This window comes from Streptomyces sp. NPDC053493, from assembly GCF_044544825.1.
GTDB lineage: Bacteria > Actinomycetota > Actinomycetes > Streptomycetales > Streptomycetaceae > Streptomyces.
Window position 1 is genome coordinate 247,842 of sequence record NZ_JBITXS010000010.1, and the last position, 15,364, is coordinate 263,205.

The 15,364-nt window shown below is 71.7% G+C and carries 10 protein-coding genes; 8 read left to right on the plus strand and 2 right to left on the minus strand.

Features of this window, described 5'->3' with window-relative positions; genetic code table 11:
• The first annotated feature begins 33 nt into the window (after positions 1–33).
• From ACIGO8_RS26635 to obgE, 8 genes are all read left to right on the plus strand, one after another.
• Positions 34–1,965, plus strand: coding sequence for a TIGR03960 family B12-binding radical SAM protein (locus ACIGO8_RS26635; protein ID WP_399735608.1), 1,932 nt, complete (start codon positions 34–36; stop codon positions 1,963–1,965).
• A gap of 69 nt (positions 1,966–2,034) precedes the next feature.
• Positions 2,035–2,670 carry a hypothetical protein gene (locus tag ACIGO8_RS26640; RefSeq protein ID WP_399735611.1) on the plus strand — a complete coding sequence of 212 codons (636 nt, stop codon included), beginning with the start codon at positions 2,035–2,037 and terminating at the stop codon, positions 2,668–2,670.
• A 230-nt stretch (positions 2,671–2,900) separates the two neighbouring features.
• Positions 2,901–3,692, plus strand: a complete 792-nt coding sequence (locus tag ACIGO8_RS26645; protein WP_399735614.1) for a TIGR03936 family radical SAM-associated protein — start codon at positions 2,901–2,903, stop codon at positions 3,690–3,692.
• A gap of 237 nt (positions 3,693–3,929) precedes the next feature.
• Positions 3,930–7,742, plus strand: coding sequence for a ribonuclease E/G (locus ACIGO8_RS26650; protein ID WP_399735617.1), 3,813 nt, complete (start codon positions 3,930–3,932; stop codon positions 7,740–7,742).
• Between the two features lie 92 nt (positions 7,743–7,834).
• A complete protein-coding gene (gene galU, locus ACIGO8_RS26655) occupies positions 7,835–8,791 on the plus strand; it encodes a UTP--glucose-1-phosphate uridylyltransferase GalU (RefSeq protein ID WP_399735620.1) in 957 nt (318 codons plus the stop codon).
• A 184-nt stretch (positions 8,792–8,975) separates the two neighbouring features.
• Complete coding sequence (gene rplU, locus ACIGO8_RS26660) at positions 8,976–9,296, plus strand: 50S ribosomal protein L21 (RefSeq protein WP_046905603.1); 321 nt, start codon at positions 8,976–8,978, stop codon at positions 9,294–9,296.
• A gap of 14 nt (positions 9,297–9,310) precedes the next feature.
• The gene (rpmA, locus tag ACIGO8_RS26665) at positions 9,311–9,565 is read left to right on the plus strand and encodes a 50S ribosomal protein L27 (RefSeq protein WP_030494090.1); all 255 of its coding nucleotides are present in this window, start codon (positions 9,311–9,313) and stop codon (positions 9,563–9,565) included.
• Between the two features lie 113 nt (positions 9,566–9,678).
• The gene (obgE, locus tag ACIGO8_RS26670) at positions 9,679–11,118 is read left to right on the plus strand and encodes a GTPase ObgE (RefSeq protein WP_399735628.1); all 1,440 of its coding nucleotides are present in this window, start codon (positions 9,679–9,681) and stop codon (positions 11,116–11,118) included.
• A 354-nt stretch (positions 11,119–11,472) separates the two neighbouring features.
• Here obgE and ACIGO8_RS26675 read toward each other — a convergent pair whose 3' ends face one another.
• Positions 11,473–13,032: a hypothetical protein gene (locus tag ACIGO8_RS26675; protein WP_399735630.1), complete on the minus strand. Its 1,560-nt coding sequence runs from the start codon at positions 13,030–13,032 to the stop codon at positions 11,473–11,475.
• A 60-nt stretch (positions 13,033–13,092) separates the two neighbouring features.
• Positions 13,093–15,360: a CDP-glycerol glycerophosphotransferase family protein gene (locus ACIGO8_RS26680; RefSeq protein WP_399735633.1), complete on the minus strand. Its 2,268-nt coding sequence runs from the start codon at positions 15,358–15,360 to the stop codon at positions 13,093–13,095.
• Between the last annotated feature and the right edge of the window lie 4 nt (positions 15,361–15,364).

Consider the following 15,364-nt stretch of genomic DNA (forward strand, 5'->3'; position numbering starts at 1 on the left):
AGTCGCCCCCCTGCCAGCTCACGAAGGTTCGAGATGTCTGCTGCCGAGTCTGTCTTCCCGCAGCTCGAAGCTCTGCTCCCGCACGTGCAGAAGCCGATTCAGTACGTCGGTGGAGAGCTGAACTCCACGGTCAAGCCGTGGGAGTCCGCCGACGTCCGCTGGGCGCTGATGTACCCGGACGCGTACGAGGTCGGCCTGCCCAACCAGGGCGTCATGATCCTCTACGAGGTACTGAACGAGCGCGAGGGCGTCCTCGCCGAGCGCACCTACAGCGTGTGGCCCGACCTCGAAGAGCTGATGCGCGAGCACAACGTGCCCCAGTTCACCGTGGACAGCCACCGCCCGGTCGGCGCCTTCGACGTCTTCGGCCTGAGCTTCTCCACCGAGCTCGGCTACACCAACATGCTCACCGCCCTCGACCTCGCCGGCATCCCGCTGGAGTCGAAGGACCGCACCGTCGACCACCCGATCGTGCTCGCCGGCGGCCACGCCGCCTTCAACCCCGAGCCCATCGCCGACTTCATCGACGCGGCGATCATCGGCGACGGCGAGCAGGCCGTGCTCGACATGACCGAGATCATCCGCCGGTGGAAGGCCGAGGGCCGGCCCGGCGGACGCGACGAGGTCCTCTTCCGCCTGGCCAAGACCGGCGCCGTCTACATCCCGCGGTTCTACGACGTCGAGTACCTGCCCGACGGCCGCATCGGCCGCGTCGTCCCCAACCGGTCCGGCGTGCCGTGGCGCGTCTCCAAGCACACCGTCATGGACCTCGACGAGTGGCCCTACCCCAAGCAGCCGCTCGTCCCGCTCGCCGAGACCGTGCACGAGCGCATGTCCGTCGAGATCTTCCGCGGCTGCACCCGCGGCTGCCGCTTCTGCCAGGCCGGCATGATCACGCGCCCCGTGCGGGAGCGAAGCATCACCGGCATCGGCGAGATGGTGGACCGCGGTCTGAAGGCGACCGGCTTCGAGGAGGTCGGCCTGCTCTCGCTGTCCTCCGCCGACCACTCCGAGATCGGCGACATCGCCAAGGGCCTCGCCGACCGCTACGAGGACGACAAGATCGGCCTGTCGCTGCCGTCGACCCGCGTCGACGCCTTCAACGTCGACCTCGCCAACGAGCTGACCCGCAACGGCCGCCGCTCCGGCCTCACCTTCGCCCCCGAGGGCGGCTCCGAGCGCATGCGCAAGGTCATCAACAAGATGGTCTCGGAGGAGGACCTGATCCGGACCGTCTCCACCGCCTACGGCAACGGCTGGCGCCAGGTGAAGCTGTACTTCATGTGCGGCCTGCCGACGGAGACCGACGAGGACGTCCTGCAGATCGCCGACATGGCGATGAACGTGATCGCCGAGGGCCGCAAGGTCTCCGGTCAGAACGACATCCGCTGCACCGTCTCCATCGGCGGCTTCGTGCCCAAGCCCCACACCCCGTTCCAGTGGGCCCCGCAGCTGTCGGCCGAGGAGACGGACGAGCGCCTGGCCAAGCTCCGCGACAAGATCCGCGGCGACAAGAAGTACGGCCGCTCCATCGGCTTCCGCTACCACGACGGCAAGCCCGGCATCGTCGAGGGCCTCCTCTCCCGCGGCGACCGCCGCATCGGCGCCGTCATCCGCGCCGTCTACGAGGACGGCGGCCGCTTCGACGGCTGGCGCGAGCACTTCTCGTACGACCGCTGGATGGCCTGCGCCGAGAAGACCCTGCCCGAGTACGGCGTCGACGTCGCCTGGTACACCACCCGCGAGCGCACCTACGAGGAGGTCCTGCCCTGGGACCACCTGGACTCCGGCCTCGACAAGGACTGGCTCTGGGAGGACTGGCAGGACGCCCTCGACGAGACCGAGGTCGAGGACTGCCGCTGGACGCCGTGCTTCGACTGCGGCGTCTGCCCGGCCATGCAGACCGAGATCCAGGTCGGCCCGACGGGCAAGAAGCTGCTGCCGCTGTCCGTGGTGAACAAGTAGCCGCGTAACGCTCTGATGACGGCTCGGCGAAGGGGAAACCCTTCGTCGGGCCGTCTCGTCGTTTCGGGCATGAACACGGAAAACCCGGGCTGTCTCACCGGCGTGGCGCGAGCCGTCGCCCTGGTGGTCGTCCTGCCCGTCCGGCTCGTCTGGGACGCGCTCGTCTGGTGTCTGAAGCAGCTGTGGCGGTGGATCCTGGCGCCGCTCGGGCGGGCCCTCGGATGGCTGATCCACCATCTGGTCCTGGTGCCGCTGCGGTGGCTCTGGGAGTGGGTGCTCGTGCCGGTCGGCCGGGCCCTGTGGTGGCTGATCGACCTGCTGGTGGTCACACCGCTGGCCTGGCTCTGGCGCTGGGTGCTGCTTCCGGTCGGCAAGGCCGTGTGGTGGGTGGTGGACCTGCTGCTGGTCACGCCGCTGGCCTGGCTCTGGCGGCAGGTGCTCGCGCCCGTCGGCCGGGCGGTCGGTGCCGCGCTCGCCTGGGCCTGGGAGGTGGCCGGGCGGGTCTCGCGGGCCGTCGGGCGGGTGATCGGCTGGGTGCTGTGGAACGTGGTCGGCCGGCCCCTCGCCTGGGTGTACCGGGTGATCCTCACTCCGGTCGGCCACTGGCTGCGGGCCTGGGTCTGGCGGCCGGTCGCCGCCGCCGCGCGGGCCGTGCGCGCCGCCGCCCGGGAGGTGCGCCAGGCGCTCTTCGGCGGGCTCGGCTGACCTGCCCGGGGAACCGGAGGTGGCCCGGGCGCGTACTCTGGGTAGTACAACGAACGTTCCCGGCGCGGCGCCCGCACCCGAGATCTCCCCGCAGACGCGGGGGTGAGCCGGGCGGGTCCCCCGGGGCACCACCGCATTTCGAGGGCGGTGCGCCACCCGCGCCCGCCCCGCACCGAGGAGAAGAACCACTGGGCAAGCGACAGCCCGAAGGCCCGCCGCCCGCACCGGCGGTGCAGCGCATCCGACTGCGCTACACCAAGCGCGGCCGCCTCCGGTTCACCAGCCACCGTGACTTCCAGCGCGCTTTCGAGCGTGCGCTGCGCCGTGCCGAGGTGCCCATGGCGTACTCGGCCGGGTTCACCCCGCACCCGAAGGTGTCGTACGCCAACGCCGCCCCGACGGGTACGGGCTCCGAGGCCGAATACCTGGAGATCGCGCTCACCGAGACCCGTGACCCGGAGGCTCTGCGGGCGATGCTCGACGAGTCGATGCCGAGCGGTCTCGACATCGTCGACGCCGTCGAGGCCCGGACCTCCGGTCTCGCCGACCGGCTCACCGCCTCCGTGTGGGAGCTGCGGCTCGACGGTGTGGACGTCGAGGACGCGCGGAAGGCCGTCGAGGCGTTTCTCGCGGCCGAGACGGTGGAAGTACAGCGCAAGACCAAGAACGGCCTGCGCACCTTCGACACCCGCGAGGCCGTCGTCGAGCTGACCGCCGGCCCGGCCCCGGGCGATCCCCAGGGTGATAGGCCGCTGGACAGCGCCTGTGCGATACTGCGGCTGGTTGTTCGGCACGTGACACCTGCCGTGCGACCCGACGACGTCCTGTCCGGTCTCCGAGCTGTGGCCGACCTGGCGCCGCCGGTCCCCGCTGCGGTGACCAGGCTGGCGCAGGGGCTCTTCGACGAGGAGTCCGGCACGGTGACCGACCCGCTCGCGCCCGACCGCGAGGCAGCCACGGCCGCTCCATCCACGGCCGCCGCGACCGCCTCAGCGACGGCGCCGGGTGTCGGTACCGCGTAGGGAGCGGTCGTTGTAGCGCCGCCCTGGTACTCGGGAGCCACCTGGGTCGGGCAGCGCACTGACACCAGGAGACTTTCGCCAGGCCGTACGCACAGGGCGTACGGAACCGGCGAGCCAGACACTGAGCTCCCGTGCGGCGCCCGCGCCCCGGACGGCGGCACCGCGCTTCACGCGCGTCCGTGCCGCCGGACCGGAACCAGACGCGGCGCCCGGGAGCGTGACGGGAGAACCGCCCGCATGCTCGAACAGCCCGAAGAGAACGAGAACAACAACGCACCCGGTGACAAGCTGCCGCCGCGCCGTCGGCGCCGCGCCGCTTCCCGCCCGGCCGGCCCGCCGGTGACGGCCGAGGCCGCCGCCACCGACACGACCGAGACCGCTCCGGCCGTCGAGCCCGCCCCGGCTCCCGCCGAGGAGCCGGCGCCCGCGCGTCCGCGCCGCCGCGCCACCCGTAAGGCCACCGCGCCGCAGACCGCTCCGGCCGCCGAGACCGCCGAGGTCGCTCCGGCCGCCGAGGTGGCTCACATCGCCGAGCAGGCCGAGGAGCCCGCCGCGCCCGCGCCCCGTACCCGTCGCCGCGCGACCCGTGCCGTCGCGACTCCGGAGCCGGTCGCCGAGACCGCCCCGGCCGCCGAGAGCACCCCGGCTGCCGAGACGGCCGCTCCGGCTGCCGAGCAGGCCGAGGAGCCCGCCGCTCCGGCGCCCCGTACCCGTCGCCGCGCGACCCGTGCCGTCGCGACTCCGGAGCCGGTCGCCGAGGCCGCCCCGGCCGCCCCGGTCGCCGAGACGTCCGCCCCGGCTGCCGAGCAGGCCGAGGAGTCCGCCGCGCCCGCGCCCCGTACCCGTCGCCGCGCCACCCGTAAGGCCACCGCGCCCGAGGTGACCACCCCGGCCGCGGCCGCCGAGATCGCCGCCGAGACCTCCGGCGAGGCGCTGCCCGAGGACACCGTCGAGGAGATCGCCTCGCACGCCGCCGACGTCGCCGCCGCCGAGCAGGCCGCCACCCGCGGCCGCGGCCGCCGTCGCGCCGCGTCGCCGCAGTTCACCGCCGAGCCGTCCGCCGCGGCCGAGGAGGCGCCGCGCTCGCGCCGCGCCACCCGCCCGGCCGTCCCGGTCTTCCAGGCCCCGGTCTTCACCGAGCCCATGTTCCAGACCCCGGAGACCGCCGCCATCATCGCGGCCGCCGAGGCCGAGGAGGAGGAGCCCGAGGAGGAGACGGCGGAGACCACCGCGGCCGCCGAGCCCGCCGAGGCCGTGGAGCGCGCCGAGACCGGTGCCCGCCGCCGCCGTCGCCGCCGTGGCGAGCCCGTCGCCGTCGAGCCCGTCCCGGCGACCGTCGCCGACGAGCCCGAGGTCGAGTCCACGCCCGAGGCGGAGGCCGAGGTCGAGGCCGAGGCCGGCGCCGAGGAGACCGACGAGTACGAGGACCGCCCGTCCCGCCGTCGCCGCCGTGGCGGCCGTCGCCGTCGCCGTGGCGAGCTGACCGAGGCCGAGGAGACCGAGGCCGAGGACGAGGGCGAGGAGCCCCACGCCGAGGAGGCCGAGGCCGACGAGGCGGAGGAGACCGAGGACGAGGGCGCGGTCGGCGGCTCCAGCAGCTCCCGCCGTCGCCGTCGCCGTCGCCGCCGCAGCGGTGACAGCGCCGAGGCCGAGACCACCGAAGAGGACGGCGTCCGCACGGTCGTCAAGGTCCGCGAGCCCCGCCCGGCCCGTGAGAAGTCCGAGCCGTCCGACGAGGTGCAGTCCATCAAGGGCTCGACCCGTCTGGAGGCCAAGAAGCAGCGCCGCCGTGAAGGCCGTGAGCAGGGCCGCCGTCGCGTCCCGATCATCACCGAGGCCGAGTTCCTGGCCCGCCGCGAGGCCGTCGAGCGGGTGATGGTCGTCCGCCAGAACGGTGAGCGCACCCAGATCGGCGTCCTGGAAGACAACGTGCTCGTCGAGCACTACGTCAACAAGGAGCAGGCCACCTCGTACGTCGGCAACGTCTACCTGGGCAAGGTCCAGAACGTGCTGCCGTCCATGGAGGCCGCCTTCGTCGACATCGGCAAGGGCCGCAACGCGGTCCTGTACGCCGGCGAGGTCAACTTCGAGGCGCTCGGCATGGCCAACGGCCCGCGCCGCATCGAGAGCGCCCTGAAGTCCGGCCAGTCGGTCCTGGTGCAGGTCACCAAGGACCCGATCGGTCACAAGGGTGCCCGTCTGACCAGTCAGGTCTCCCTCCCCGGCCGCTACCTGGTGTACGTGCCCGAGGGCTCGATGACCGGCATCAGCCGCAAGCTCCCGGACACCGAGCGCGCGCGTCTGAAGAGCATCCTCAAGAAGATCGTTCCCGAGGACGCGGGCGTCATCGTGCGCACCGCCGCCGAGGGCGCGAGCGAGGACGAGCTGCGCCGTGACGTCGAGCGGCTGCAGGCGCAGTGGGAGGACATCCAGAAGAAGGCGAAGAGCGGCAACGCCCCGACCCTTCTGTACGGCGAGCCGGACATGACCGTCCGGGTGGTCCGCGACATCTTCAACGAGGACTTCTCCAAGGTCATCGTCAGCGGTGACGACGCCTGGGAGACCATCCACGGCTACGTGAACCACGTCGCCCCGGACCTCACCGACCGGCTGTCCAAGTGGACCAGCGAGGTCGACGTCTTCGCCACGTACCGGATCGACGAGCAGCTGATGAAGGCGCTGGACCGCAAGGTCTGGCTGCCGTCCGGCGGCTCGCTGGTGATCGACAAGACCGAGGCGATGGTCGTGGTCGACGTCAACACCGGCAAGTTCACCGGTCAGGGCGGCAACCTCGAGGAGACCGTCACCAGGAACAACCTGGAGGCGGCCGAGGAGATCGTCCGGCAGCTGCGCCTGCGTGACCTGGGCGGCATCGTCGTCATCGACTTCATCGACATGGTCCTGGAGTCCAACCGCGACCTGGTGCTGCGCCGCCTCCTGGAGTGCCTGGGCCGGGACCGGACCAAGCACCAGGTGGCCGAGGTCACCTCGCTCGGCCTGGTGCAGATGACCCGCAAGCGGGTCGGCCAGGGCCTCCTGGAGTCGTTCTCGGAGACCTGCGTCCACTGCAACGGCCGCGGTGTCATCGTCCACATGGAGCAGCCGGCCACGCACGGCGGCGGTGGCGGCGGCAAGCGCTCGAAGAAGCGCGGCCGCGGCGGTGCCGAGCACGAGCACGTCCACGAGCACGAGGCCGTTGAGGCCCCGGCCGAGGCGGAGGCCGCGGCCGGCACCGAGGTCGAGACCGAGGCCGAGGTCGCGGCGGAGCTCGCGGCGCCGGTGGCGCTGCCCGAGCCGATCGCCCCGGACGAGGAGCTGTACGGCAGCGTCGCGGAGGCCGAGGCGGCCGCCACGCGCGGTCGTGGCCGCCGCCGTGCCACCCGCCGGGTGTCGGCGCCGGTGTCCTCGCCGGCCGTGACCGAGACGGAGACCTTCGAGGTCGTCGTCCCGGAGACGAAGCCCGGGAAGCCCGAGGCGAAGCCGGAGGCCGAGGCGGAGCCCGTCGCCGAGCCGGCCGTGGCCGAGGAGGAGGCCGCTCCGGCGCCTCGTGGCCGCCGCCGTGCCACCCGTAAGGTGTCGGCCCCGGTGGTCTCCACCGAGCCGGCCGCCGCGGAAACCGTGGTCGAGACCGTCGTCGCCGAGCAGGCCCCGGCCGTCGCCGAGGCGCCCGCGGCCGAGCCGGTCGCCGAGCCCGTCGCCGAGGAGGCCCCCGTGGCCGCCCCGCCGAAGGCGCGCCGCCGGGTGGTCCGCAAGGCCACCGCTCCCGCCGGTGCGCCGGCCGGTGCCGAGGAGGCCGCCGTGGTCGTGGTGGCTTCCGCCGCCCCGGCCGAGGCCGAGACCGCCGAGACCTCCGAGGCCGCGGCCCCCGAGGCCGAGACCGCCGAGGCCACGGCTCCGGCGGCCAAGAAGGCGGCCCGCAAGACCGCCAAGAAGGCCACCGCGAAGAAGGCCGCCACCAAGAAGACGGCGGCGGCCAAGAAGACCGCGGCGAAGAAGACCACGACGGCGAAGAAGGCGGCGAAGAAGACCGCCGCTCCCGCGCAGGACTGACCCAGTCCCCGACGTGACCCGTGTGGACCGTCCTCCCGCCGAGGACGGTCCACACGGCATTGCCCCCGGATCGGAAACCAGGAACCAGCCCGATGAACAACACCCCCACTCCCCGCGTGCGCAAGGCAGTCATCCCGGCCGCCGGTCTCGGCACGCGCTTCCTTCCCGCCACCAAGGCGACGCCGAAGGAGATGCTGCCGGTCGTCGACAAGCCGGCGATCCAGTACGTCGTGGAGGAGGCGGTCTCGGCGGGGCTCTCGGACGTCCTGATGATCACGGGCCGCAACAAGCGCCCGCTCGAGGACCACTTCGACCGGAACTACGAGCTGGAGGAGGCGCTCACCCGCAAGGGTGACGAGGAGCGCCTCGCACGGGTCCAGGAGTCCAGCGAACTCGCCACCATGCACTACGTACGCCAGGGCGACCCGCGCGGCCTCGGCCACGCCGTCCTGTGCGCCGCCCCGCACGTCGGCGACGAGCCCTTCGCCGTCCTGCTCGGCGACGACCTGATCGACCCGCGCGACCCGCTGCTCGCCCGCATGCTGGAGGTCCTCGGCGAGTCCGGCGGCAGCGTCGTGGCGCTCATGGAGGTCGACCCGGCGCAGATCCACCTCTACGGCTGCGCGGCCGTCGAGCCGACCGGCGACGCCGACGTCGTACGCATCACCGGCCTGGTCGAGAAGCCGGACCCGGCCGAGGCGCCCAGCAACTACGCGATCATCGGCCGTTACGTCCTCGACCCGGCCGTCTTCGACGTGCTGCGCGGGACCGAGCCGGGCCGCGGCGGCGAGATCCAGCTCACCGACGCGCTCCAGAAGATGGCCGCCGACGAGCGCCTCGGCGGCCCGGTGCACGGTGTCGTCTTCAAGGGCCGGCGTTACGACACGGGTGACCGCGGCGACTACCTGCGGGCCATCGTGCGGCTGGCCTGCGAGCGCGAGGACCTCGGCCCGGACTTCCGCGCCTGGCTGAAGGGCTTCGTCGCCGAGACCGAGGCGACGGCCCAGGCCGCCGCGACGGCCGAGGCCGCCGGGCCCGCCGGAATTTGACCCCTTACGGGGCCCGCCCGTAACCTAGACCGTCGGCGTGTCTGATGCGCGCCACACCTCTGAGCACCTCCCTCCCGGTCCGCCGGGAGAGGCCGCTCGTCCGATCCCGGATCGCCGCAGGCCCTCGGCCCGCGTGGGCGGCTGGCATCAGAGGTCCCGAATTCCGAGTGAGAGAGAGATCCGCGTGTACGCCATCGTGCGCAGCGGTGGTCGCCAGCACAAGGTTGCTGTCGGCGACATCGTCGAGGTTGACAAGATTTCCACCGCCAATGTTGGCGACACGGTCGAGCTCTCGACCCTGCTCGTTGTCGACGGCGACGCCGTGACCAGCGACCCGTGGGTCCTGGCGGGCATCAAGGTCCAGGCCGAGGTCGTGGACCACCACAAGGGCGCCAAGATCGACATCCTGCGCTACAAGAACAAGACCGGCTACCGCCGTCGCCAGGGTCACCGTCAGCAGTACACGGCGATCAAGGTCACGTCCATCCCGACGGCCGCGAAGTAAAGAGGGACTGAGCAATGGCACACAAGAAGGGCGCATCGTCCACCCGGAACGGTCGCGACTCCAACGCCCAGCGGCTCGGCGTGAAGCGCTTCGGCGGTCAGGTCGTCAACGCGGGTGAGATCCTGGTCCGCCAGCGCGGCACCCACTTCCACCCGGGCTCGGGTGTCGGCCGTGGTGGCGACGACACGCTGTTCGCCCTGCAGGCCGGTTCGGTGCAGTTCGGCACCTTCCGTGGCCGCAAGGTCGTGAACATCGTTCCGGTCGCCTGATCGGACACTTCGCGTGAGGCGGACCTCACTTCCCGACCAGGGAAGCGGGTCCGCCTTTCGCGTGTTACTAGATAGACATTCCCACCCATAAGTTTTTCTGGAGGCACAGAACCATGACCACCTTCGTGGACCGCGTCGAACTGCATGTCGCCGCGGGTAACGGAGGCCACGGCTGCGCCTCCGTCCACCGGGAGAAGTTCAAGCCGCTCGGCGGCCCGGACGGCGGCAACGGCGGCCGTGGCGGTGACGTGATCCTGGTCGTCGACCAGTCCGTCACCACGCTCCTCGAGTACCACCACTCGCCGCACCGCAAGGCCACCAACGGCAAGCCCGGCGAGGGCGGCAACCGCTCCGGCAAGGACGGCCAGGACCTCGTCCTCACCGTGCCCGACGGCACCGTCGTCCTCGACAAGAAGGGCAACGTGCTCGCCGACCTGATCGGTGAGGGCACCACGTACGTCGCCGCCCAGGGCGGCCGCGGCGGCCTCGGCAACGCGGCGCTGGCCTCCGCCCGCCGCAAGGCGCCCGGCTTCGCGCTGCTCGGCGAGCCCGGCGACCTCGAGGACATCGTCCTGGAGCTCAAGACGGTCGCCGACGTGGCGCTGGTGGGCTATCCGAGCGCCGGCAAGTCCTCGCTGATCTCCGTCCTGTCGGCCGCCAAGCCGAAGATCGCGGACTATCCCTTCACGACGCTCGTCCCGAACCTCGGCGTGGTCACGGCCGGCTCGACCGTCTACACCATCGCCGACGTCCCCGGCCTCATCCCCGGCGCCAGCCAGGGCCGTGGCCTGGGCCTGGAGTTCCTGCGGCACGTCGAGCGCTGCTCGGTGCTCGTCCACGTCCTCGACACGGCGACGCTGGAGTCCGACCGCGACCCGGTCACGGACCTCGACGTCATCGAGGAGGAGCTGAAGCAGTACGGCGGTCTGGACGACCGCCCGCGCGTCGTCGTCCTCAACAAGATCGACATCCCGGACGGCCAGGACCTCGCGGACATGATCCGCCCGGACCTGGAGGAGCGCGGCTACCGCGTCTTCGAGGTGTCCGCGGTCGCCCGTACGGGCCTGAAGGAGCTCTCCTTCGCCCTGGCCGAGATCGTCGCGAAGGCGCGCGCGGCCAAGCCGAAGGAGGAGGCGACCCGGATCGTCATCCGCCCGAAGGCGGTCGACGACGCCGGCTTCACCGTCACCTACGACGAGCACGAGGACGTCTACCGCGTGCGCGGCGAGAAGCCGGAGCGCTGGGTCCGCCAGACCGACTTCAACAACGACGAGGCCGTCGGCTACCTCGCGGACCGGCTCAACCGCCTCGGCGTCGAGGACGAGCTGATGAAGGCCGGCGCCCGTGCCGGCGACGGCGTAGCGATCGGCTCCGAGGAGAACGCGGTCGTCTTCGACTGGGAGCCCTCCATGGTCGCCGGCGCCGAGATGCTCGGCCGCCGCGGCGAGGACCACCGTCTCGAGGCCCCGCGTCCGGCCGCCCAGCGCCGCCGCGACCGCGAGGCGGAGCGCGACGACGCCCAGCGCGAGTTCGACGAGTTCAACCCGTTCTAACGGCCTCCACGACGGGCCCCTGCCGGACTTCTCGTCCCGGCGGGGGCCCTTCGCGTCGCCGGACGGAGTCCGGCGCCACGGGCGCCGTTCTCACGGCTTCCAGGAGCTTCGCGGGCCTCCGGTCGGGCCCTCTCGTCCCGGCGGGGGCCCGTTCCCTATTTTTCGGCGGCAGGCCGGGCATGCATCGTGTGGCTCGGGGTACGCGGACGGCGACGGCCCCCGTTCGTCCCCCCGGCGGGGGCCGCCTGCGGCGTCGGATCTGGGTGCTCCGGCGTCAGGGTCGGGTATGGCAGACGGGCCCCGTCCTCCTCGCGAGAGGAGGACGGGGCCCGTCGTCGTGCCGGTGCCGGGCGGTCAGGCGACCGTGGCCGGTGCGGGCTCCGGGTCCGGGTCCGCGTCGGTGTCCTGCTTCTCCGACTCCTGCGGCGAGGCCGCCGGCTTCTCGTCCGGCCGCGCGTCGAAGCGGGGCTTCGCGCGCAGCAGCGGGAGGGTCAGGATGCCGATGAAGATCGGGCCGATCATGTAGCGCCACAGCGGCGCCGGGTTCGCGGCCAGGACCGTGAGCTGGAGGCCCAGGGTGACCGACAGGAGCGCCAGCGTGCCCTTCGCCTTGGTGCGGCGGCGGAACAGCAGCACGATCGCGTACGTCGCGTAGCACCAGATCGCGCCGCGGAAGAGCAGCCACTGCAGCTGCGGCACCTTGAACGCGCGCCACGAGAAGTCCGCGACGCTGTGCAGCGGCTCCGACAGCGGACGGATCTTCAGCTTCGGCCGGTACGGGCTGTGCTTGATGTCCTCGTTCCACTTGAGGTAGCTGAAGAGCGTCTTCGACGTCTTCGGGTCGCTCAGCAGCGTGTCCGCCCGCAGCTCCTTCGGGCCCGGGAAGATCGCCCACGCGATGTGCGCCCGGCACACCCGCGCGCCGATGACGAGGTCCGGCGTCCGCTTCAGGACCCGCTTCCACAGCGCCATGAGCTCGTCGTTGCGCTGGGCGGCGAGCGGCCGGTTCATCGGCGGCGACTCCATCGCCCAGTCCGCGTTGTAGCAGTTGGCGGCGTGGCCGCCCCAGTGGGACAGCGGCGCGATGGAGGACATCAGCGCCTTGTCCTCCTTGGTGAAGTAGCCCGGGTGCTGGCCGTAGGCGACGGCGATGTCCGCGTAGAAGAAGGCGTACACCGCGTCCTTCGGCGGCGTCTTCACGCCGGCCGCCGGGTAGATCACGCTGGTCAGCAGGCCGAAGATCAGCACCGGCACGGCGGTCGCCGCCAGCACCCAACGCCGCATCGACGGCAGCGCGATCAGCAGGATCGGCGCGGCGACGACGGCGACGAGCATGCCGTTGTTGCGGAACACCGCGAGCATCAGGAAGCCCAGGAAGAGCAGCCCGACCGTGCGGTAGAAGTCGCGGTCACGGACGGCCTGCCGGCCGCGGGCCCGCCGGGCGGCGAGCCGGCCCGCCGCGCCGAAGGCCAGGATCGCGCCGAGGACGAACGGCACGTCCTTCCACACGAAGATGATGAAGACGGCCGTCGGCGGCAGCAGCGCCGGCACGGACGCGGCGACGGCCGCCCACCGCTGCCGTACACCCCACTCCCGCAGGGTGACGGAGCAGTAGGCGAGCACCGCCGACGCCACGACGGTCTGCGCCAGCGTCAGGATCCACAGATCACCCGTGGTGTTGAGGGACAGCCACACCAGGGAGTCGTAGGCCACCGAGTGGTTGGACTCCCAGTGGTTGGTGGTGACGTGCCACACATAGGTGATCGAGTCGTAGCTCAGGGCGCCGGGGAAGAACGCCGCCCACCACAGCAGGAAGAGGATCTGCGTCGTCGCGTAGACCGCGACGGGCAGTCGGCGCTTCTCCGGGATCCTCTCCCACTGCTTGCTGAGAAAGGCGTTGCGCGGGAGTTTCAACTCGGCTCCGCTGGGCTGATCGGGGATGGACGTTCGGAACGTTCGAACAGACTAGTCGGTTCAGACGGTCTCGCGGTCGCGCGGCCTGGTCGCCTCGGAGAGCTCCTGCCGGCCCGGACGCGGCGGCACGGGACGCTCGTCGAGCGGCAGCACCGGCGGGACCTCGTCCTGCCCGAGGAACACCTTGCGGACCACGCGCTCGGCCGCCCGGCCGTCGTCGAACTCGCAGAAGGTCTTGCGGAAGGCGGCGCGGGCCTCGTCCGACTCGGCGCTGTTCCAGCGGCCGGAGGTGAAGGCCTCGGTGAGCTCGGCCTCGGTCTGCACGGTCAGGCCGGGGGAGTCGACGGTGATGTCGAAGTAGGTGCCGCGGGTGGTGCGGTACACCTCCCAGTCGTTCGCGTAGATCACGATCGGCCGGTCGAGGTTCGCGTAGTCGAACATCACCGACGAGTAGTCCGTCAGCAGGCAGTCCGCGGCGAGGTACAGCTCCTCGACCGAGGGGTGTGCGCTCACGTCGACGAGGCGGGCGCTGCCGCTCGAACCGGACGCCAGCAGGCTCTGGTCGTAGAAGTAGTGCGCGCGCACCAGGAGCGTGAAGCCGTCGCCGAGGGCCTCGGCGAAGCGCTCCAGGTCCAGCATCTGCTTCGGGGCGTCGTGGTAGTCGCGGTGGGTCGGCGTGTAGAGGATCACCTGGGTGTCCTCGGCCAGGCCGAGCTTCTTGCGGGCCGCGGCCACGTCCGCCGCCGTCGCGTTCACGAGCTGGTCGTTGCGCGGGTAGCCGTACTCCAGCGCCTCGTAGTACGAGGGGTAGGCGCGGTCCCAGGCGGCGGTGGAGAAGCTGTTGGAGGTGAGGCTGTAGTCCCAGCGGTCCACGCGGTCCATCAGGCGGACCAGGTTCATGCCGCGGCGGCCGACCGGGTACTCCGCCAGGTCGACGCCCATGCGCTTGAGCGGGGTGCCGTGGTGGGTCTGGAGGTGGACCTGGCCGGGGCGCTTGACCACGCTGGGCGGGAAGTTGACGTTGTTGACGAAGTACTTGCCGCGCGCCATGACCTTCCAGAACCCGAGCGAGCCGGGGTGGACGGTCGGGACGCCCTTCGGCGGCCGGCTGGTGGCGTCGTTCTTGAGGACCCACACCGCCTTCATGCCGGGGGCGAGTTCCGTCATCTTCTGGTGGATGGCGGCCGGGTTGCAGGAGTACGACCCGTTCCAGTACGCGGCGAAGACGGCGACGTCCTGCTGGACGGGCAGCATGCGCTGGGCCCGGTAGTAGGCCTGGAGCAGACGACTGCGCAGCTTCTTCTTCAGCTTGGCCGGCACGGACTTCTTGGCGCGCAGCGAGCGGACCGTCTTGCGGGCCTTCTCGCGGCCCTTGCCGGTGATCAGCTGGCCCTTGGGCTTGGGCGCCGTGTGGCCCTGCGGGCGGTGGCGGGCGTCGGCCTCGGCCCAGCGCTGGCGGAACTCGGCGCGCGAGTCGTCGGGGAGGCGGCCGGGGGAGACGTCCACGACGCGGAAGTGGTTGACCATCCGCTCGTAGAGCGCGGCCCGGTACTCCTCGAACTGCGGGTTGTCGGCGAGGAACTTGAAGACCAGGTCGTACTGGTCGAACACGTCGAAGTGCTTGCGGCTGGTGCTGTGCAGGATGCTGCCCTGGCGCCGCTGGCGGTAGTAGACGCAGACGCGGTCGAGGACGGCGATGGTCTCCGCCGCGATCATGACCGGGTAGGTCCAGGGGGTGTCCTCGTAGTAGCCCGACGGGTACTGGAAGCCCCACTGCTCGACGAAGTCCCGGCGGTACGCCTTGTTCCACGCGACCTGCAGCAGGTTGAGCAGCTCCGGCTGGTCCTTCAGCGCGAAGACGCCCTGCTGGGCGGCCTTGGCCAGCACGTCGGCACGGGCGTTCGGCGTGACGCGGCCGTCCCAGTGGGTGCGGGAGTAGTCGAAGATCACCAGGTCCGGGTCGTCGGACTCGGCGATGCGGCGGGCGATGGCCTGGAGCGAGCCGGGCAGCATCGTGTCGTCGCTGTCGAGGAAGAGCAGGTACCTGCCCTTGGCGCGGGCCATGCCGGCGTTGCGCGCCCGGCCGAGGCCGACGTTCTGCTCCAGGTGCATCGCCACGACACGGGAGTCGGCCTTGGCGTAGTCGTCGATGATCTCACCGCAACCGTCCGGCGAGCAGTCGTTGACGACCAGGAGCTCGTAGTCCCGGAACGACTGCTCCAGCACCGAGTCCAGACAGTCCCGCAGGAACGCCTGCACCTTGTAGGTGGGAACGATGATGCTGAACAGGGGGGCTTCGGAACCGGAGGAGGGTTGCGTCTGTGTCATCTCA

Bases quoted from the DNA above. Each gene is read 5' to 3' on its own strand.
- ACIGO8_RS26650 (WP_399735617.1), top strand. From the start codon at position 3,930: ATGCTCGAACAGCCCGAAGAGAACGAGAACAACAACGCACCCGGTGAC.
- obgE (WP_399735628.1), top strand. From the start codon at position 9,679: ATGACCACCTTCGTGGACCGCGTCGAACTGCATGTCGCCGCGGGTAAC.
- ACIGO8_RS26635 (WP_399735608.1), top strand. From the start codon at position 34: ATGTCTGCTGCCGAGTCTGTCTTCCCGCAGCTCGAAGCTCTGCTCCCG.
- galU (WP_399735620.1), top strand. From the start codon at position 7,835: ATGAACAACACCCCCACTCCCCGCGTGCGCAAGGCAGTCATCCCGGCC.
- ACIGO8_RS26680 (WP_399735633.1), bottom strand. From the start codon at position 15,360: ATGACACAGACGCAACCCTCCTCCGGTTCCGAAGCCCCCCTGTTCAGC.
- ACIGO8_RS26640 (WP_399735611.1), top strand. From the start codon at position 2,035: ATGAACACGGAAAACCCGGGCTGTCTCACCGGCGTGGCGCGAGCCGTC.
- rpmA (WP_030494090.1), top strand. From the start codon at position 9,311: ATGGCACACAAGAAGGGCGCATCGTCCACCCGGAACGGTCGCGACTCC.